The organism is Bifidobacterium indicum (assembly GCF_036987015.1).
Classification (GTDB): domain Bacteria; phylum Actinomycetota; class Actinomycetes; order Actinomycetales; family Bifidobacteriaceae; genus Bombiscardovia; species Bombiscardovia indica.
The window spans coordinates 1,429,578-1,448,114 of the sequence record NZ_BTXM01000001.1; the positions used below are offsets into that span (position 1 = coordinate 1,429,578).

At 56.7% G+C, this 18,537-nt stretch carries 18 protein-coding genes and 1 pseudogene; 2 read left to right on the forward strand and 17 right to left on the reverse strand.

What is annotated here, in order from left to right:
- The first annotated feature begins 46 nt into the window (after positions 1–46).
- Both AACP59_RS06245 and AACP59_RS06250 read left to right on the forward strand, forming a co-directional pair.
- Complete coding sequence (locus tag AACP59_RS06245) at positions 47–481, forward strand: TetR/AcrR family transcriptional regulator (protein WP_297316013.1); 435 nt, start codon at positions 47–49, stop codon at positions 479–481.
- Positions 474–686, forward strand: coding sequence for a hypothetical protein (locus tag AACP59_RS06250; RefSeq protein WP_339350330.1), 213 nt, complete (start codon positions 474–476; stop codon positions 684–686). Before AACP59_RS06245 ends, AACP59_RS06250 begins: the two co-directional genes overlap by 8 nt.
- Positions 687–884: 198 nt before the next feature.
- Here the strand turns inward: AACP59_RS06250 and AACP59_RS06255 are convergent, their stop codons facing one another.
- The 17 genes and pseudogenes from AACP59_RS06255 to AACP59_RS06340 all read right to left on the reverse strand — a co-directional run bounded on the left by AACP59_RS06255 (position 885) and on the right by AACP59_RS06340 (position 18,536).
- On the reverse strand, positions 885–1,610 hold the full coding sequence (locus AACP59_RS06255) for a GntR family transcriptional regulator (protein WP_339350331.1): 726 nt from the start codon (positions 1,608–1,610) through the stop codon (positions 885–887).
- A 223-nt stretch (positions 1,611–1,833) separates the two neighbouring features.
- Positions 1,834–3,240 (reverse strand): PTS ascorbate transporter subunit IIC, encoded by a 1,407-nt coding sequence (ulaA, locus tag AACP59_RS06260; RefSeq protein ID WP_297316016.1) that lies wholly within the window; start codon positions 3,238–3,240, stop codon positions 1,834–1,836.
- Entirely contained in the window at positions 3,240–3,542 is a 303-nt protein-coding gene (locus AACP59_RS06265; protein ID WP_297316017.1) for a PTS sugar transporter subunit IIB, read from the reverse strand. The genes ulaA and AACP59_RS06265 overlap by 1 nt, the downstream gene beginning before the upstream one ends.
- Positions 3,543–3,547: 5 nt before the next feature.
- Positions 3,548–4,012 (reverse strand): PTS sugar transporter subunit IIA, encoded by a 465-nt coding sequence (locus tag AACP59_RS06270; RefSeq protein ID WP_297316018.1) that lies wholly within the window; start codon positions 4,010–4,012, stop codon positions 3,548–3,550.
- Between the two features lie 401 nt (positions 4,013–4,413).
- A complete protein-coding gene (locus AACP59_RS06275; RefSeq protein ID WP_339350332.1) occupies positions 4,414–5,067 on the reverse strand; it encodes an alpha-L-rhamnosidase-related protein in 654 nt (217 codons plus the stop codon).
- A 339-nt stretch (positions 5,068–5,406) separates the two neighbouring features.
- A complete protein-coding gene (locus AACP59_RS06280; RefSeq protein ID WP_339350427.1) occupies positions 5,407–5,946 on the reverse strand; it encodes a glutamate--tRNA ligase family protein in 540 nt (179 codons plus the stop codon).
- Positions 5,947–6,144: 198 nt separating this feature from the next.
- Positions 6,145–7,155: a LacI family DNA-binding transcriptional regulator gene (locus AACP59_RS06285; RefSeq protein ID WP_297316021.1), complete on the reverse strand. Its 1,011-nt coding sequence runs from the start codon at positions 7,153–7,155 to the stop codon at positions 6,145–6,147.
- 36 nt (positions 7,156–7,191) lie between these two features.
- Positions 7,192–7,812: a 2'-5' RNA ligase family protein gene (locus tag AACP59_RS06290; protein WP_297316022.1), complete on the reverse strand. Its 621-nt coding sequence runs from the start codon at positions 7,810–7,812 to the stop codon at positions 7,192–7,194.
- The gene (locus tag AACP59_RS06295) at positions 7,809–9,014 is read right to left on the reverse strand and encodes an ABC transporter ATP-binding protein (RefSeq protein WP_339350333.1); all 1,206 of its coding nucleotides are present in this window, start codon (positions 9,012–9,014) and stop codon (positions 7,809–7,811) included. Before AACP59_RS06295 ends, AACP59_RS06290 begins: the two co-directional genes overlap by 4 nt.
- Positions 9,011–10,711 carry an ABC transporter permease gene (locus AACP59_RS06300; RefSeq protein ID WP_297316024.1) on the reverse strand — a complete coding sequence of 567 codons (1,701 nt, stop codon included), beginning with the start codon at positions 10,709–10,711 and terminating at the stop codon, positions 9,011–9,013. Before AACP59_RS06300 ends, AACP59_RS06295 begins: the two co-directional genes overlap by 4 nt.
- An 8-nt stretch (positions 10,712–10,719) precedes the next feature.
- Complete coding sequence (locus tag AACP59_RS06305; protein ID WP_297316025.1) at positions 10,720–11,685, reverse strand: extracellular solute-binding protein; 966 nt, start codon at positions 11,683–11,685, stop codon at positions 10,720–10,722.
- Positions 11,686–12,222: 537 nt separating this feature from the next.
- Positions 12,223–13,527 (reverse strand): annotated as a pseudogene (locus AACP59_RS09520) (metal-dependent hydrolase family protein).
- 446 nt (positions 13,528–13,973) lie between these two features.
- Entirely contained in the window at positions 13,974–14,765 is a 792-nt protein-coding gene (locus AACP59_RS06320) for an energy-coupling factor ABC transporter ATP-binding protein (protein ID WP_297316028.1), read from the reverse strand.
- A 1-nt stretch (position 14,766) separates the two neighbouring features.
- Positions 14,767–15,612 (reverse strand): energy-coupling factor ABC transporter ATP-binding protein, encoded by an 846-nt coding sequence (locus tag AACP59_RS06325; protein WP_297316029.1) that lies wholly within the window; start codon positions 15,610–15,612, stop codon positions 14,767–14,769.
- Positions 15,613–16,350 (reverse strand): energy-coupling factor transporter transmembrane component T, encoded by a 738-nt coding sequence (locus tag AACP59_RS06330; protein ID WP_339350338.1) that lies wholly within the window; start codon positions 16,348–16,350, stop codon positions 15,613–15,615.
- Positions 16,347–16,952, reverse strand: a complete 606-nt coding sequence (locus AACP59_RS06335) for an ECF transporter S component (RefSeq protein WP_339350340.1) — start codon at positions 16,950–16,952, stop codon at positions 16,347–16,349. Before AACP59_RS06335 ends, AACP59_RS06330 begins: the two co-directional genes overlap by 4 nt.
- Before the next feature lie 177 nt (positions 16,953–17,129).
- Positions 17,130–18,536 (reverse strand): MFS transporter, encoded by a 1,407-nt coding sequence (locus AACP59_RS06340; protein ID WP_297316032.1) that lies wholly within the window; start codon positions 18,534–18,536, stop codon positions 17,130–17,132.
- Between the last annotated feature and the right edge of the window lies 1 nt (position 18,537).

The following is an 18,537-nucleotide window of genomic DNA, read 5'->3' on the forward strand; positions in this document are numbered from 1 at the left end:
CAAAATAATTTATGCTGTCACTATGGGACGACACAGGGAATTCGACATGGACCGAGTACTGGCGCAGGCTCGGTCGGTATTCGTCGCCAAGGGGTACCAAGGCAGCTCAATTGACGACCTGGTACAAGCGACCGGGCTTCTGCGAGGAAGCCTTTACGCGGCATTCGGCAGCAAGTACGGACTCTTCAAGGAGACCCTGGAGACCAGCCTGAACCGAGCCGACCCTCAGGCCGAAACAGTCGATTTGATGCTCGTAGCACTGATGGAGGTTTCGGCAGACGACCCTCATATACGCTACCTGCTTACCAAGCAGCTGAACGCCATGACCGCACCATCGGGGCAAGGGGGATCGTCCAGGGAACAGTCGCAGAAGACCACGACCGAGGTCCTGCTCGGCCATCGCCTTCTGGAACGTGCCGGTATCGATCTGTCCGAAGGCTATCCGAAACAGACAATCAAGAAAGGAACCGGCAATGAGTAACAGACAGGGCACCAAGGCCAGCAATTCCGTACAAATCACTGAGGATCATCTGGTGGTCAGACCACGGGGCATCAACGCAATCCTCTCCTTCAGAAGAGAGTTGTCCTTCCCCCTGAAGCACGTGCGCGGAGCGACCGTGGACGACGGCATCACCGATGAGGGGAAAGGGGTTCGAGGTCCAGGTCTGGGTCTGCCGAACGCATGAAGGGGCACCTTCACCCATGAAGGGGAAAGGACCTATTGGAACCTGGGACGCCCCGAGCGCCCTCTGGTCATTCAGCTGGAGGAGGAGCAATTCAGCAGATTGATCCTGGGGGTCGCGGATCCCGAAGACCTGGCAACGGCGATCAACCGATCATGCGCACAATAAAGGGAACCGGACCAGGTCTCACGCCCACCAGGTTCAGTCCCTCAACCCGTTGATGACGAACTCGATTTCGCTGTATGCCGGTGGCTGCAAGGCCACTCCGAAGGCGACCACGGCATCGAAGCTGTCATAGACCGTGGAGTCCATGGCCAGGATGGGCGTACCCTCTTCGACCTGGAAGTAATCGGCTATCCGGGCATCCACCCGCTTGATGCGGACGACCACCTCGTTCCGGGCCAGTTTGACCCCGTGCCGTGCTTCGATGAAGTCATAGAGGGAGCCGTCGGAAAAGTCATGGTGGAGTATGTCGGGATACTGTTCGGATGACAGGTAGGTCCGCACATATTGCCGCAGGTTCCCGTTCACGTATCGCAGGCGTTCCAAATCGATCAGGGGGTCAGCGGGATCAAGACCCAGACGGGTGGCCATGTTGGGTTCCGCGGTGACCCGATTGCACAGGACCCTGGTCTTGACCACCCTGCCCAAATCGTGCTGCTGCCGCCAGAAACCCATAATCCGCCCATTGATGACCTCGCGCGAAGAGGAGGGCGGTTTGATCTTGAAGGTCCCCTTACCCTGGTTACGAACAATCAGACCTTCTCGGATCAGATCCTCGATGGCGTGACGCACAGTGATGCGACTGACCTTGTATCGTTTGCAGAGCTCGGATTCGGTGGGCAACTGTGCCCCATCCTCCATCCGCTCGACGTTGCCCCGCAAATGGTTCCTCACGGACACGTACTTGGGAATTCCATCTACCATTGCAACACCGGCCCACCTGGTTCTCATCACAATTACACAATGACATCGTTCGACCCGAATCAGTCAGGCCGTCGCATGCCCCCCATCAGACGATTCTAAAACCTAATCAATGGCTGCTCCCTCGCGGCGACCCCCATCTCCCGCCGCCGGAAATGGATTGGAGGAACGGGCAGGCAACGGGACCGGGCCCGAATCGGATCCCGTGACCCACCCCGAGTCCAACTCACGCAGTGGCCTGGGCCTTCTCGGCCACGTCAGCGGCATCGGCGATGGCATTCTTACGCCTGTTGAGGAAGTAAGAGGCCACGTATACCAGAATCAGCACTATGACCAGACCGGCGATGATGGCGATCTGACCGCCAGCCTTGTTCAGGTAGCCCAGGAAGATACCCGCCACACCGAAATCGGCATCCGAATAGGTGGCAGCACCCTTACCGACACTGCCCAGAACAGGCAGGAGCAGGAGCGGCAGGAAGGTGATGACCAGGCCGTTGACGAAGGAACCGAGCACAGCGCCTCGACGACCTCCGGCACCATTGCCGATCACGCCAGTGGCGCCACCGGTCATGAAGTGGGCCACGACTCCCGGAATGATGACCGTCGTATGGGCCACAGCCATGATGGCCATACCCACGATGCCTCCGACGAAGCTGGAGAGGAAGCCTATCAACACGGCGTTGGGGGCGAAGGTGAAGGTGACGGGAACATCCAGGGCGGGCTTGGCGTTCTTGACCAGATGCTCGCTGATGCCCTTGAAGGCGGGCACGATCTCACCCAGAACCACGCGGACCCCTGCCAGGATGATGTAGACACCGGCGGAGAAAGTGGCCGCCTCAATGATGACATAGACGATGAAGTTCTGCCCGTTGCTCAGCTTGGATTCAATGTATGCCGGACCTGCAAAGAGGGCGACGATAACGTAGATGACGGCCATGGACAATGCCACGATGACCGTGGTATCACGCAGGAACCCAAGATTCTTGGGGAAGTTGATGTCCTCGGTGGACTTGGAGGGGTGCTTCTTGCTCCGGGTCAGCGTGGCGACCAGACCACCCAGGGCGATTCCGGATCCACCGGTATGCCCCAGGGCCACGTCATCGGTACCCGTGACCTTCTTCATGAAGGGCTGCACCACTGCCGGTGAAAGGGTGACCACCAGGCCCTGGGCGATGGAACCCCAGAGCAGGGTCTGCCAAGTCTGGAATCCGGCAGCAACGAAGATGACGGTGATCATGGTCGCCATGTAGAAGGCGACATGACCGGACAGATAGACATACTTGAAATAGGAGGTCGCCGACAGGATCACATTGACGATCATGCCGAAGAAGAAGATCAGGGCGGCCACGGATCCGTACTTGACCAAGACCGTGCCGACGATGGCCTCGTTGTTGGGCACCACTCCCTGCACGTGGAAGGCGTACTGGAACATGTCACCGAAGGGATCCAGGGCGTTGGTCACCACCCCGGCACCGGCTGCCAGGACCAGGAAGCCCACAAAGGTGCGAATGGTCCCCTTCATGATGTCGGTGGCCGGTTTGCGTTGCAGCGACAGACCGATCAGGGAGATGAGAGCGACGATGACGGAGGGCTGTCGGAAGATGTCCAGGAGGACCTTGAGAACACCGTTCATTATGCTTGTTCCTCCCCGGGCACAGCCACACCGTGGCGCTTCAAGGCCTCGATCAGTTTCTCCTTGATTTCCTTCATGTCGATGAGGCTGTCAAGAACGACCACATCACCAAGGTCCTTGGCGGCATCGGCGATATCGCGCCCCACAAAGATGACGTCGGCGTCCCCCGGACTGACCGAGCCGAGATCGCGATGGTCGGTCTCCACGCCGGTGACGCCGAGTTCCTTCAGCACCTTGTCGATATTGAGCTGGGTCATGAAGCTGGACCCAAGCCCCGTACTGCATACCGTCAGAATCTTCATACTGATCACCTTTCTTCCTTGAGAATCGTCTTCAACTCTTCAGCATTCGAGACCTTGCCCAACCTGTCCTGATTACCCGCATCGCTCAGAAAAGCCGCAAGAGACTGCATCAGGCTCAGATGGCTGTCCGAGTCCTGGGCGGCCAGGCAGAACATGGTACTGATTGGATGGTCCGGTGAATCCGCCAACAGGAATGGTCTGCCAACCTTCAGCACCGACAGTGAAGTGGCCACCACACCTGCCTCCGGCCTTGAATGGGCCAAGGCGATGCCCTGCCCGAGGTCGATGTAGGTGCCTCCGGGTTTCCGAATCGACTCCTTGATGGCATCCACGTAGGACGTCCTGATTCTTCCGAGCTTCACCAGGGGGGCCGTGACTACGTCTACGGCCTCCTGCCAATCGGCCACGTCATCCCGGTACAGAACGGTGCCTTCCGGGAAATACTTGTCCAGCAATTTGCCTCCTCGCATGTGACGAAGCCATTCGCTTCTCGGCAAACGACCGGGGAAGAAGCCATCCCCTGTGTCAATCGACCTTGAATGTCTCAAACATTATAACAACATAACAATATAATGTATATTCAGGCGTGTTCGCGAAAAAACACCCCCGCAAAGGCACCGTCAGACTGAACCAGGACAGGGATCCACCCAGCATGCGCACCCCGCTGGAGATCGTTCGCACTGGCCGCGGGATCAAGCCCCGACAGGATCCAGGCCGGGACCCAACGACCCGGCAGGGATGCGACCGGCCGTAACTTTACTGCCGGAACACCACCAATGCGACGGTTCACATGAATTCAGCCCAATACAAAAGGCCTCCGCCCCGGCCGAAAGAACAAAGCTAGGGAGCGGAGACCGGAAAGAGGCTGAACTCAGACCGTATAGGCATAGACCAGACGGTGGCTGCCCGCATGAATCAGCTCTGATTGCTCACCCACCTCGACCAGGGCGGAACTCCCCTCCGGTACCGAGACATCAATGGTCAGCTGGCCGTCATCCGCTTCGTATTTCCAGGCCAGGTCGATGATACCCAGAGCCGTCTTATGAGTCACATGGGCGTTCCTGATCGGCCCCCAGGGCTTGGGGGCGACCTTGAACCGCTCCCAACCTGGAGTGGTCATGACAAGTCCAACCAGGGTAGAGTACATCCATTCGGCCACGGATCCGAGGGCATAGTGGTTGAAAGACGTCATACCCACCCCCGAGTTCACCTTGCCGTCGGGCAACATGGAATCCCACCGCTCCCAGGTGGTGGTCGCACCCATGGAGACCTGGTACAGCCAGGAGGGGCACTTCTCCGAAAGGAAGAGTCGGTATGCCTCCTCAAGATGTCCCGTCTCGGTCAGAGCAGGCAACACATAGGGTGTTCCCGCGAAACCGGTGCCCACCGTAAAATCCCTGTCCCGTACCAGCTGGGCCAGGCGTCGACCTGCAAACTCCTTGAGATCCGGATGCCCGTCCAGGAGTCCGAAAGAGACCGGTGCACGATCAATGCGTAGGCCGTGGCAGCATCGGTCCGGCTTCATGTAGCCAGAATTCGGCTCCAATTCTTCCGGATCAAAGCGGCGGTCCTCGTGATTGTCGGCCAGAAAGTTCCACGTGAAACGGTCCAACAATTCCTCTGCCCTTACAGGCTCCGGGCGATTCAAAAGACCGAGGAGCCAACCACAGACCCCAATCACCTGCCGTGCAGACCAGCCCCCTTGCCGGAGCATCTGCATGTCTGCCGATCCGAACCTCTTGGACAACCGCCTGCCATCCTCCCCGTCTATCAACGGCAGGTGGGCGTACTGGACGAGAGGAGAATCCGGCTGCAGGCGGCTCCGGATCCAGGACTGGATGGCCGTGGACCGCAAAAGATCCCTTCAGCGCACGATCTGATTCACCCCCATGGCCAGATCATCCACAGTAACGGCCGGTTGGTAAGAGACCAACCCATCCGATCTCTTGATGACCACGTCCCCCACTTCCCTGGGCAGGGAGAAAGACCGGAGGCCGAAGACCGAATCCTCGAACCTGCAAACATCACCAGGGACATCAGGGTTGTCAGGAACCGCGATACGCATGCTGTGTCGTTTGCCCCGATTCAGCCACTCCCTGACCACCTTCCCGGAAAGACCCCGACAGGTCCCTGGATACACCATGAACCCATCACCCGCATTGGGGGCCGAGGCCGCGCGAATATCGGCCCGGGAACAGAAGCACGGGTAAACCAGAGGCTGTCCATCACCCAGATGCTGCATTTCCAACAGCTTCAAGGCTCGGACATAAAGATCGTTTCGCTGAGACTGGTAGACCACCGGCCCATACCAGTCCAACCCCAACCAATCCAGATCATCCATGATCCACCGGTCGGCATCCTTGACCGCACTCGGTCCGTCAGTGTCCTCGATGCACAGACGCAGAAGCCCGGAAGCTCATGCGACCTGACGCCCAACCAAGCCGCCAGACAGGCAAAAAATGCCCAGATGCATCCGACCGGTAGGCGAAGGAGCCAAACGTCCAACAACCGGATCAGAACCCACTTGATTCACTCCCATTTCTCCGTTCCCCATACCGCCGTGCTCCCACGCCACCCTGTCATAGACGCGACAACCGACTGTTCACCTTCGACCCCTCACCGGCCCCAGTGTCTTGCCGGGTACGTATTTCCCTTCGACCAAGACCTGATGAGGTTGCCCGGCCTCGTTATCCAGGAGGTCTTTCATCAGCGAGACCGCGGACCGGGCCAGTTCACCGACCGGCTGCTCCATGGTGGTAAGCCCTAGGAGCGGAGACCTGAAAGCACCAACCCCATCGAACCCTGTAACGGAAACCTGCTCGGGGCAGCTGACCCCGATGGCTTTGAAATGCTCCAGAATGGACAAGGCTATGGCATCATTACCGGCCATGATTGCCGTCACACCGGACTCTATCGCCTTATCTACCTCAGAGCCGATAGAAGCCTTGGCATCGGATGGCAGGGACAGAATCGTGGTCTGGGCACCTGCGACCACCAGCTCAGTAAGGAAATTGGCCGTTCGGGCATGCAATGCCGAGGCCAACACATCAGCTGAAGCCGTCACTGCTATCTTCTGGTGCCCCTGCTCAACCACACGCCTGGCGAGACTGCCTTCACAACGAGGGTCGATACGAACAGAGCTGAAAGAAGGCATGTCATACCCTGTTGCCAGCACAACGGTAGGCACGAACTTGGCCGCATAGTCGGCAGTCTGCGATGAGACGCGGCCAGAGGCGATGATGATGCCCCCCACCCCATGCCCCAGTAGATTCCGCACAGCGGCCAGCTGACTGTCCAGGCTGTCCTCACTCGAGGTCAACAACAAATCAAGACCGACACCATCGGTTTCATACTGGACACGGGAAGCCAACCCACCGTAGAATTCATTACCCACATCGCGAATCAGTAAACCTATGGCATCACACTTGGAAGAAGCCAGGGAGGCAGCACCGAGATTGCGCACGTACCCCAGCCGATCGGCGGTTTCGAGTACCAGTCTTCTGGCTTCATCACTGACCTTAGGGTGGTCGTTCAGAGCACGCGACACCGTTGATGGCGACACTTTGGCAGCACGTGCTATGTCCGCCATACTCACACGGCGTTGATGCTCCACAACCCACCCCTTGCTCTCATCGGTATTATCCCAACATCATATGCCCAAGGGCCAGCAATAGAGCCTTTCAAAGCGGAAGACGCCCTCGTCTGGACGCTGCTCTACAGCAACCAGATGGAGGGTATCCACTCGCCAGGAATGTGGCTTGCAGACCCGTTCGAGGGCCTTTCCCAGTTGGGCGTCTTCCCTTGAAGAGGTATCGTTCTGACAGTATGCAAATGTGTAATGAGGACCGAACGGTTCATCCGTCAAAGAGCTGCCAAGGCCCAACTCGGTCATGGCTCCACGAATGGCGGTAACAGCCTGATGCCATTGCCCGACTGGTGTCCCGAGCGCTTCAATTGCCGTCTCCCGTATGCAGGGACGAGCGAATTCGACGGTGAAGGGATCCAAATCGGAACTGACCTTCTCCATACCTTCAAGCAGGTGGTTCCAGGTCATCTGATCCATGTCCTCGCGGTACAGATCCAACCGCTGCAGGGTCATATGGAGAAAGAGGGGGGGCTGTAGGGCAAGGCCCGGCCAACGACCGATCCGTGCGCCCTCCTTGCTGGTCCGGGCAATCACGGGATCGCTCGGATCGGGCAGGGCGTACAGATGCAGTGCCCCGGTCAGGCTGCGCCACTGGGTATCAGGTCGGTCAAAGAACCGCTTCATTTACTCTGGCTACCTCCTTGGTCCGGCACGGCCCAGAGCGCCCGGGATTCAACAACACAGGAGAGATCGGTCCCCGCCGGGACGAGTACATCCGCACCAGGCGCACTACCCGTCAGCTCACCCGCCTGGGTCCTGACCTGATAATGGACCACCTCCCCGTCAAAGGCCGAGGAAACCACAGTCCCAGGTATCTTCACACCTTCACCCTCGCTGCCTGGACCAACGAGCAGGTTCTCGGCCCTGACGACAACCTCTATCCGGTCGCCCGGAACGAATCCAGGAACCCCACTGACTTCCATGGTCCCCAATTCGGTCTTCAACCGATACAGGGCCGCCGGCGGCAGGTACTGGACAGCGGCTTTACAATCATTCTGGCCCTGATTCAGAACCTCCTCGACAACACCGGGGATAAAGTTGCCAGTTCCGAGGAAGGAGGCCACGAACTTATTGACCGGACGATGGTAGATCCCCCAAGGGGTTCCCACCTGTTCGACCTTCCCGGCACTCATGACCACAATCACATCGGACATGGTCAGGGCCTCGGATTGGTCGTGGGTTACAAAGATGGCCGTTAACCCGAGCCGACGCTGCAAATCTCGAATCTCGGAACGCATCTTCACCCTGAGCTTGGCATCCAAGTTGGAGAGCGGCTCATCAAAGAGAATGATCTTCGGCTCCATCACCAGCGCCCTGGCCAGGGCCACACGCTGCTGCTGTCCACCGGAAAGCTGATCGGGATAGCGCTCGGCATATTGCTCTATACCCATCATGCTCAAAACACCATCAACCTTGGTTCGACGGGCTTGCTTGCCCATTCGTTTCAGCTTCAGCCCGAACTCCACGTTCCCCCGAACCGTCAGGTGTGGGAAGAGTGCATAAGACTGAAAGACCATGGACATGGGGCGCTTATCGGCGCTGATGTCCAGAATGCTCTTCCCATCCAGAAGGATGTCTCCCTCGGTGGGCCGTTCGAATCCGGCAATCATGCGCAAGGTCGTGGTTTTGCCACAACCGGATGGCCCAAGGAGTGTGACGAAGATCCCCGGCCTGATTGTCAGATTCGTGTCATCGACGGCCCTAAAGTCCCCTTTCTTTGATGCATAGACCTTGGAGATACCCTGAAGCACCAGGGTTCCGGCCCTTTGCTCGCCCTCAGACAGCCGCGAGCCGTCTGTCTGAGCATTTGTTATTGAACTTGTCATGATATGGACCTCGTTGAATGGTTAAGTTGACGAAGAAGAGCATTGGCAATTCCCAATACGACCAGCACCAGGACGATCAGGAGGCTGGAGTAGGCAAAGGCATTGCCGAACCGTCCCGCGTCCACCTCATCCAGAATCTGTGACGTCATGACCTTGGTCTCAGGTGTCGTGATGAAGATGATTGCCGTTATGGTCGTCATGGACTTGGTAATGCCATAGGTTATAGCCGTGACCAGGGCCGAACTCATCAGGGGAAGGGTGACCTTGCGGACCACGGTAAGCGGGCTGGCACCCAGAGAGGTGGCTGCCTCCTCCACCTGTGGATTGATCTGCTGCAGGGCTGAGATGAAGGCCTGCTGCCCGGTAGGATCACCCCGGGCGACAAAGACCATGATGATGGCTATGGCTCCTCCCCCGACGGCAAGTCCACCGGCCAAGGGCGGCAGTATCTCATAGTCGAAGAGAACCGTACTGCTGGAATATGCCAGGGCGAATCCGAGACCCAACACAGTTCCGGGGATGGCTACACCCAGCATGCCCCACAAATCGAGTAGACGCCCGAACCTGGGCAGATGACGAACCACCAGCCAGCCAATGGCCAAGGCCAGCAGGGCGGCCAGGGGAGCCGCAATCAGAGTCAACATCAGTGTGGTGCCAATGGCGTCAGCACCAAGTGAGCGGACAAAGGTGAAATGGTCCCAGGTGAATGCGTTATCCACGCCGAGGATCTTGACGAATCCACCGACCAGAAGTGTCAGGTAGACCATGGCCACCAGAAGAATCCATAGGAAGTTGAAACTGAGCATTGGAATCAGCACCGCCTTGGACCCGACCGGCTTCAGGGAACCGGTCGGCTTGCCTGTTACAGTTACGACGGATTTCTTGTTGGCCCAATACTTCTGGATGAAGAACACGGTCAGGGCGGGAACCAGAAGAACCAAAGCCACACCGGCTGCACCGGCCACATCTCCTGAGCCTGCAACCGCAAAGTAGATCTGGCTGGCCAGAACCCGATAATCGCCACCAATGACCAAAGGATTGGCAAGGTCGGCGATACCTTCCACGAAAAGCACCAAGAAGGAGGAAAGCATGGAGGGCAACACCATCGGGATGGTCACCTTGACCAAGGTCTGAAATTCCGATGCACCCAGACTGGAAGCCGCCTCGAAGGTGGCCGGGTCCAGATTTTCAAACATCCCCTTGATGTTCAGATAGGCGACGGGGGTGAAGGTCATGGTCAGCACCATGACCAACCCCGGCAGACCGTATATGTTCACTTCCATGCCGAACAGACCGTTGGTGACCATGCCACGTTTGCCGAAAAGGGTGATTATGGCGGTCGCGGCCGCAAATGGCGGGGAGATGGTGGGCAATAGGGTCAGCCAGTGCACGACCTTTTTACCAGGCATCTTGACGAAGGTCTGAACATAGGCGCAGACAAAGCCCAGAATTGTGCCACAAACACCGACCAGAAGCCCCAGAACGATACTGTGCACGAAGGTTTCGCCATGATTGGCAAAGGCACCAGCCATGGCAGCGCGGCCGGTGGCCCCCAGGGCAGCTGTCAGCAATCTGATGACCGGGATACCCAGAATCAGAACCAGGACCGCCAGGACACATGCCAGGATGACCCAGACCGAAGCACTTTCCCTGGGCCTTCTACTACGCTTATGCCTGCTTTTTGCAGGTACGCTCACCGGCGTCATTACTTGGCGTCCTTGGAGGATGCGACATCATTCTCGAAGGACTTGATGAAAGCGTCGCGGGCATCTGCAGCCTTACGCACATCCCAGTTCACCTTCTTGACCTTGTCCTGCCTGGACACATCCTTACCGACCTTCGCCTTGGGATTGGTCGGAGCAGCGAATGAAGGCACGTCGGCATAGAGGTTTTGTGCGTCCGTGGACATGAGCCAATCAGCAAAGGCATGAGCACTCCCCTTATTACGTGCGTTCTTCAGGACTGAAAGGGCTCCAACCTCGTAGCCGGTCCCCTCTGCGGGGTAGGTGGTCTTCAAATCCGAGTATCCGGCCTTGATGGCCTTCTGGCAGTCGGAATCAAGCGCTATTGCCACAGTCACCTCGCCTCGTCCGGCCTGCTCGGTCCCGGTGGCTGCGGACTTGGAGTACTGCATGACATTCCCGTTGAGCTGCTTGAAGTAATCGATGGCCGCTTGTTGATTGCCCCCATGGAGGAGCGCCTGGGTGTACATGGCCATATATCCCACACCAGCCGTAGCCGGATGGGGCATGGCTACGCTGCTCTTCAGATTGGAAGTCAGAAGTTCATTCCAGGAAGTGGGAGCTTTGACGTTCTTCTTCTTCAACTCGGATGTGTTGGAACAGAAAGCAATCGAATCCGTGTAGAAACCGGTCCAAGATCCCTTTGAATCCTTGTACTCCTGCTGGAGGGAGTTCGTGTTCTTGGGTACGTAATGCTCGACCCAGTCCTTGTCATCGGCGAGCAAGTGGTTTTCGGCCTGTCCTCCTGCCCAGACATCGAATTCTCCCGGATTTGTCGCCAATCTGGCCAGGACTTCACCCGCACCGAGACGCACATAGGTGGTCTTTATACCGCTCGACTTGGCAAAGGCCTTCGTGATCGTCTGACAGAAATCTTCCTGCTGAGAGCAGGCAATAGATACGCTTCCACTCTTCTTGGAGCTGTCCACCTTGCCACATGCAGACATAGCCGCAAGAGTCACAATTGAGAGAGTTGCTGCAACTACAGCTGCCCCGTGTATTTTCGTACTCATCTTTGAGCCCTCCATCTAGCTTCCTATCCATGCATTCACACCGATCACTGTGTGGTTGCGTTTTCATTACAGAGGATAGAGACAGAACCGCTGATTGTCAAACAATACTGGAATTCGTAGAAATGAAAGCGCATTCACTCTAGATCGCTTTGCCCATAGAACAGCTTGGTATAGAGAGTAACCAAGCTTGTGCGTAGCCATCAACCAGGTATGAAACGAGTCAATCAACAAAACGGAACCGACGAACCCACAACGACTGGGATAGAGCCTTAGGATCCAGGTAATCCTTCATCTCCCTCAGCTGGGACTGCACGATATCATGGATTTCAACGAAGGCAACTCGCCAGCGTAGGCGGTGGTCAAATGATATATGCGGATAGCGGGACCACCGATCCCTGATATGAAAACAGGCAGTTCCCCACCTGGAGAAGTAGCCAGGCAGGTTTTGTCGGATCAGAAGGTGTCTAGCAGACGATCGATGTCTTCGAAGTGCTTGACTTCGGGGTGCCAGACCGGCTTGCCACGGACGATGACCAGCTTTGGACCAGCCAGAGTGCGCAGATCCTTAGCGGGGTCTGCCTCCAGAACAATCAGATCGGCGTCCTTGCCTGGCACGACAGAGCCTGTCACATCGTCGAAGCCCAGGTTCCGCGCATTGACCTGCGTGGCCGCATGGAAGGCCTGGGCGCGGGTAAATCCTGCATACTTCACCATGTAGTCCATCTCGCGCCAGGTGCCATACTGAGGCACGAAAATCATGCCCGTGTCGGTGCCGACACCCATAGAGATGCCATTTCGCGGCCCTGCCTGGCTCCCTGAACCATCCCGTCAACGACCAATTCGGAATTACTGCGAACGATATCGCTGACACCCAGCTCCTCCTGGCTCAGCTTGACCAGGGGCAGACCGGCACACAGAGTGGGATCCAGTGCGGAGAAACCACGCAGCGAGCGCGGATTGTCAAGGAAGAGACCGATGATTTCCTCATCCATGACGCTGCCTTGCTCGATGGTGTCCACACCCGCTTTCAGGGCGGCCTTGACCCCCTCGGGGCTCTGGGCATGGGCAGCGACCAGCACACCAAACTCATGGGCTTCGTCACAGACAGCGGCCATTTCATCCTGGGTCATCTGGGGAGTACCAGCTTCACCAACCTTGGTGGCATCGGTCACGCCGCCGGTTGCTGCCACCTTGATGACATTGACGCCGTGGTCCAGGTTCTCCCTGGTCCTCCGCTTCGCCTCTTCAGGAGAGGTGCAGGAGAGAGCGATGAGGGGATCACCATGCCCACCAGGAATGGCCAGAAGAGGACCGGCGGCCAGAATACGTGGCCCGGTCACTTCGTCGGCATCGATTTTGTCACGCAGACGGACCGCTTCATAACCTACATCGCCCAAGGTGCGGATCGTGGTGACCCCCGAGTTGAGCAGGGCCGAGACATTGGACTTGATTCGGGAATCCATCAGCATCCGCCCGACCGGACCATGCATGACCTTCATGGCCGCATCAACCACACGAGGTGAAATATCACCTCCGCCAGACAGGGGCCGACCGTCGGCAAAGAGGTGGGTGTGGGCCATTGATCAGACCAGGAGCAACGAACTTGCCCGTGGTATCAATCCGGTGGTACCCAGAAGGCACAGAAGCCAGCGCTGTGGGGCAGACCTGCTCGATGCGCCCATCCGCCGAAACCAGAATGGACATGTCGACCTCAACGGTGCCTATTTCATCGCCCGTCACGATGCTTGCATGCTCCAATACAAACGGCTCGCGGTCTTTCCTGCCCCGAAGACGCCCATGGTCTTACCTGCTTTCTGTTTCTCCAATGGACCAGATCAAGGAATCGGTATACAGTCCATACTATCCGCGGTACGGCTGACCCTTCAAGAAGGGTCCATAATGCATCTGGCGGAAAAGAGAACCCTGAACAGATCCAGGTGCCCTCGGCATCGCAGACAATCAGGACCACGACCGGGGCCCGGAACTCGTCCCGCCGTGAGCCAGCCGTATCGGGAACGGAAAGTACGGAGCGGATGATACGCGGCACCAGATCACGGACAGGGTTCAGTCCGGAACCGGTCGGTCCATCCAGCACAGCACGGATTCGAGCATGATTTTTTCTTCAGACCTTCCGGCACTCAAGCCTCAGACAGCCCGGAAAAGAATGGCAACGACTCCCGACAATTCTCTTTCCACCGGGAAAATCACATGGCTCTGAGAAGCTCCTCATCGGTCAGGACCCCCCGAATCCCATAGGAACGGGCAAGCTGAGCGATGTAGGGGCGCTTCAGATGCGCCTCTTCCAAGACCTCGTCGTTTTCAAAGATCTCTGCAATCGGAGCGTCCATCAGCACGTGCTTCTTGGCCATGACAATTCCCCTGGAAAATTCCTTGGTTACGAATTCCATATCGTGGGTAATGGTGATGACCGTCTTGCCACTGGCCATTACTCCTTGAATGATATCCGCAAGCAGACGGGTCGAGGGCGCATCCTGCCCTGCCGTGGGTTCGTCAAGGATCAGAACTTTGGGATCCATGACCAGAGCAGATGCGATGGTGACAAACTTCCGCCGAGAGAAAGGAAGGTCATACGGGTGCGTTTCCATCTCATCTTCAAGTCCGCACAAACGCGCCGCGGCAGCAACCTTGGCCTTGACCGCACTCTTCTCGACCTTCTTCTTCACCAAGCCGTAAGCGATTTCCTTCCCGATGGTGTCTTGGAAGATCTGATCGTCGGGATTCTGGAAGACATAACCGACCTTGGCCGCCACCTGTGAAGTCCTCTGCTGCTTCGTTGTTACGCCATCGACCAGCACCTGGCCCCTGCTGGGCTTCAGCAGACCGTTCATCAGCTTGACGACTGTGGTCTTGCCCGCACCGTTCTGGCCGATGATGGCTACAGCCTCACCCATCTCGAACCGCATGGAGACATGGTGCAAGGCCTCAAAACCGTTGGAATACGAGAAGTCAACATCGCACAATTCCAGATATGCCACTTCAGTTTCCTCTCCCTGTCTTGAACTCCACCGCTTCCTGAACCGTCAGGGGGATGGGATCGCACAGTCCAAGCTTGGTATTCCTGTCGATGAAGAACCGGGCGACCTGGGGCAGCTGACCACCATGGTCCATAACCTTGGGGTCCGTAAGCACATCGCGGATTGGTCCGCCCATCGCAACCCTGCCCTCTTCCAGGAGGAGGGCGTAATCACAGTATTCAGCTACCAGGTCGATCTTATGCTCGACCAGAACGATGGTCTTCCCCTGATTCTTCAGAAGCTTGATGATATTGAAGATGTCTTCAGTGCTTTGAGGATCGAGCTGTGATGTGGGCTCGTCCAGGATGACAATCTGTGGGTCGGTGACCAGTACGGCAGCAATGGCAACCCGCTGACGCTGGCCTCCGGACAGCTCCAGAGGATTCTGATCGGCCATCTCCTGCAAATCCAGGAGCTCGATCATGGCATCGACACGTCTGCCGATGTCCTCACGGGGAAGACCCAGATTTTCGAGTGCGTACCCTATCTCCTCACGGACATTGTCCTTGACACCAGACATCTGCGTGAAGGGGTTCTGGAAGGAGTAGCCAACGATTTGGGTCAGCTCGGCATCATCATACTCACTGACCGGCTTGTCATTTACCATCACCGAACCTGTAAGGGTCCCTTTATAGAACTGGGGGATGAATCCTCGGATGATGTTGCAGACTGTGGTCTTGCCGGAACCATTACCACCAATTAGGGCATATACTTCACCCTGCCCGATATGGAATGATATGTCATCAAGGGCATCCCCCGTGCCAAGGGGGTACCGATACGTGACATGCTCCAACGAAATCGCAACCATTTAGAAAATCCTCCATACCAAGAAGGCGATGAACAGGATAAGGCAGAGCACTTGTATGCCCCAATCAATCGCATGCTTGTCGAGCCGGTAGAGTGATGTCTTCTTTGCAGAGGAAAGGAAGGCCCGTGACTGCAATGCCAGGGCGTGCTCTTCGGTCTGTTGAATCAGAGAGAAAATCAGGGGACCCAGCATGGGCACAAAAGTCTTTAGCCTGATCCAGACACCGCCCTCGGTTTCAATGCCGCGCGACTTTTGGGCATCCATGATGGTCTTGGCCTGATTCATGACCTGAGGAACCATCTGGATGGTCGACATGACTACGAAGGTCGCCTTCTTGGGCCAGTTGGCCCGCTCCATGGCATAGACCATGTCCTTGGGCGTCGTCACCTGGAAATACCACATGATGGCCGAGGCGCTGGCCACTATTTTCGAGGTGATACCCAGGCTCTTCTCCAGACCGGTTTGGGAGAGGTAGATGAACCCCCAGATGGGCTGGCTATCCGGGTAACGGACGATGAAAACCTGCACCAGGAAAATCACCACCACAATCATGGCAATGGAAGAGATGAAAGCCTTGAAGAATTTCATCCCGGTCCCGCTGCAGAAACTCAGGAAAAGGAAAAACGGGAACATGGCATATTGCAGCCAGTGCCCTGGGGTGAATATGCTCACGATAATCGCCAAGAGGACGAAACAGAACTTAGAGGAGGGATACAACCTGCCGATGGCACTGTTCATGATGCAATCCTGCTCTTCCTGACGTAAGGCATACCGTAATTGAACTTGACCAGAAACCTGTCGGGCAGTTTCCGCAGTATAATCCAGCTCACAGCAACGTCAACGGCCGTCGAGGCTATTGACGTGAAAATACTCGTCGAGAAGACCGACTTGATCAGGCTTGTTCCTGCCACCAGGAAGGCGGCTGTGATCAGATCGCTTCCGGCACCGGTAACACCGCCGAAAACGACCAGAGTCACCAGGGCCTTGACGATGGCCGCGAAGACGCTGATCACCACGCAAGCAGCAACAGCACCGACGATGTTGGTGTACCACTTCCACCTGGAGAGTATCCCCGCCACAAACCCGGTGGCCATCGCTACCAAAGCATAGGGGAAGGCGACGGGGTTGAGCATGCCATTGATCACATTCCCCATCAGTCCGGTGACCATCCCCACCCATGGTCCTCCAATCATAGAGACAAAGAGTGTACCGATCTGGTCAATGAAAATCGGAAACTTGAGGATGGATGACAGCTGGTAACCGACCACATTGACTGAAACGCCCACCGGGATGAGCAACAAGGCCAGCAGTGAAAAATCGTATCGCAAGCCACGTTTCATTATGGGTCCTTTCTGTTCTGGACAATTCGACCTTGAACTCATCGAGCAGTGAACCACTTCCCTTTCAGGCATGGCAGACAGTACATGAGCCCTGCCGTCTCCTATGCCGAAGCAAGGTTCCCACCACTCGGGATGAAAGGCGGAAACCTTGCAAGACAGCTCTATCCGTAAGAGCGACTAGGCCACCTGCTTATCTTCCTCCACGTCCCTGAAGACGAAGTAGTAGGACACCATACCGACGATGATGACCAGGGCGAAGATGAAACAGATATTGGAGTAGAGGAAGGAATTCTTCGAACTCCCCATGATCGGGATGATCTTTCTGGCCAGGCTGGTGCCCGACATGAGCACACCGGCGACTGCGATCATGGCCGTATTGATGAGACGGTTCAGCAGGTTGTTAACTGCCATGCAGCGGCCGACCACATCATTGGGCAACGAATTCGGCAGAATCGAATTATAAGCCGGGTAGATGACCGTGTATCCGACACCGAAAAGAACCAGAGCAATCCACATGAAGATGATGTTCCCACCCAGGAAGAAGCCGAACACCAGCTGCGAGAGGAGGATGATGATGCATCCCAGCTGGAATCCCTTCTTGGAGCCGATCTTGTTGGTGATGAATCCCGAAGACATACCCGACAAGAATGCGCAGATGTTGGCAGGCAGATACATCATGCCGACCGTGGCGCTACTCACGTCATAATTTGCTTTGATCAGGAAGGGGAAAACGAAGAAGAAGGACATCTGAACGCCGTAGACGATCGCACCCACCAGGGATCCGGTGACAAGCTTGGGAATCTTGAAGAGGGTGATATCGATAATCGGGTTCTTGACCAGCCTGGAGCAGATGGCGTAGATGACGACCGAGGCGACGGCCGCCCCCCACCAGAGCCAAGTGTTCTTATTGATGGCCAGGAGAATCAGTGCAAAGGCAACAGAGAAGATGACCACGGATACCACGTTGATCCGTTCCGCCGGCTGCTTGCCGGTCTCCTTGGCCTTGTCGGGCAGATACTTACGCACTGCGGGAAGAGCAATCAACACAATGACCGGGACGATCATGGTCATCTGCCAGGAGAGGTACTTGCTGACCACGCCACCAAAGACGGCGCCCAAGGCCGCCGAGAGCTGGTACATTGCCGTGTTGAAGCCCAGATACTTGGCCTGCTTATCGGCTGAAAGGTACTTCCTTACGAATACGACGAAGCAGCCCGGGATAACGGCGGCGCCGGCAACCTGGACGGACCTGGCGGCGATAATCAGCCAGAAGTTGAACTGCAAGGCCACCATCAGGATTGAACCAATGCCGAACATGGTCGTACCGATGGTAAAGAGCTTACGTGGCGACACGTCGTCGGAGAGGGTGGAGTAAATGGCTCCACCCACACCAAAGACCAGTGAGGCGATGGTGGTAAGCCAGCCGACCTGAGCGGGTGAAAGGGCGAAGGTCTTGGCGATATCGGGAGAGACAATCCCGAACATCTTATCGCTGAAGACCTGCATGAAGCAGATAAAGATCATGAAGGGCATCGCTTTGAGAATCAGCGACTCCTCGTTCAGTTCAGTGGTTTTCTCTGTCATT

Excerpts from the sequence above, each read along its gene's own strand:
- AACP59_RS06340 (WP_297316032.1), bottom strand. The coding sequence starts at position 18,536 with ATGACAGAGAAAACCACTGAACTGAACGAGGAGTCGCTGATTCTCAAA.
- AACP59_RS06325 (WP_297316029.1), bottom strand. The coding sequence starts at position 15,612 with ATGGTTGCGATTTCGTTGGAGCATGTCACGTATCGGTACCCCCTTGGC.
- AACP59_RS06270 (WP_297316018.1), bottom strand. The coding sequence starts at position 4,012 with ATGCGAGGAGGCAAATTGCTGGACAAGTATTTCCCGGAAGGCACCGTT.
- AACP59_RS06295 (WP_339350333.1), bottom strand. The coding sequence starts at position 9,014 with ATGACAAGTTCAATAACAAATGCTCAGACAGACGGCTCGCGGCTGTCT.
- AACP59_RS06255 (WP_339350331.1), bottom strand. The coding sequence starts at position 1,610 with ATGGTAGATGGAATTCCCAAGTACGTGTCCGTGAGGAACCATTTGCGG.
- AACP59_RS06290 (WP_297316022.1), bottom strand. The coding sequence starts at position 7,812 with ATGAAGCGGTTCTTTGACCGACCTGATACCCAGTGGCGCAGCCTGACC.
- AACP59_RS06335 (WP_339350340.1), bottom strand. The coding sequence starts at position 16,952 with ATGAAACGTGGCTTGCGATACGATTTTTCACTGCTGGCCTTGTTGCTC.
- AACP59_RS06245 (WP_297316013.1), top strand. The coding sequence starts at position 47 with ATGGACCGAGTACTGGCGCAGGCTCGGTCGGTATTCGTCGCCAAGGGG.
- ulaA (WP_297316016.1), bottom strand. The coding sequence starts at position 3,240 with ATGAACGGTGTTCTCAAGGTCCTCCTGGACATCTTCCGACAGCCCTCC.
- AACP59_RS06265 (WP_297316017.1), bottom strand. The coding sequence starts at position 3,542 with ATGAAGATTCTGACGGTATGCAGTACGGGGCTTGGGTCCAGCTTCATG.
- AACP59_RS06250 (WP_339350330.1), top strand. The coding sequence starts at position 474 with ATGAGTAACAGACAGGGCACCAAGGCCAGCAATTCCGTACAAATCACT.
- AACP59_RS06275 (WP_339350332.1), bottom strand. The coding sequence starts at position 5,067 with ATGAAGCCGGACCGATGCTGCCACGGCCTACGCATTGATCGTGCACCG.
- AACP59_RS06330 (WP_339350338.1), bottom strand. The coding sequence starts at position 16,350 with ATGAACAGTGCCATCGGCAGGTTGTATCCCTCCTCTAAGTTCTGTTTC.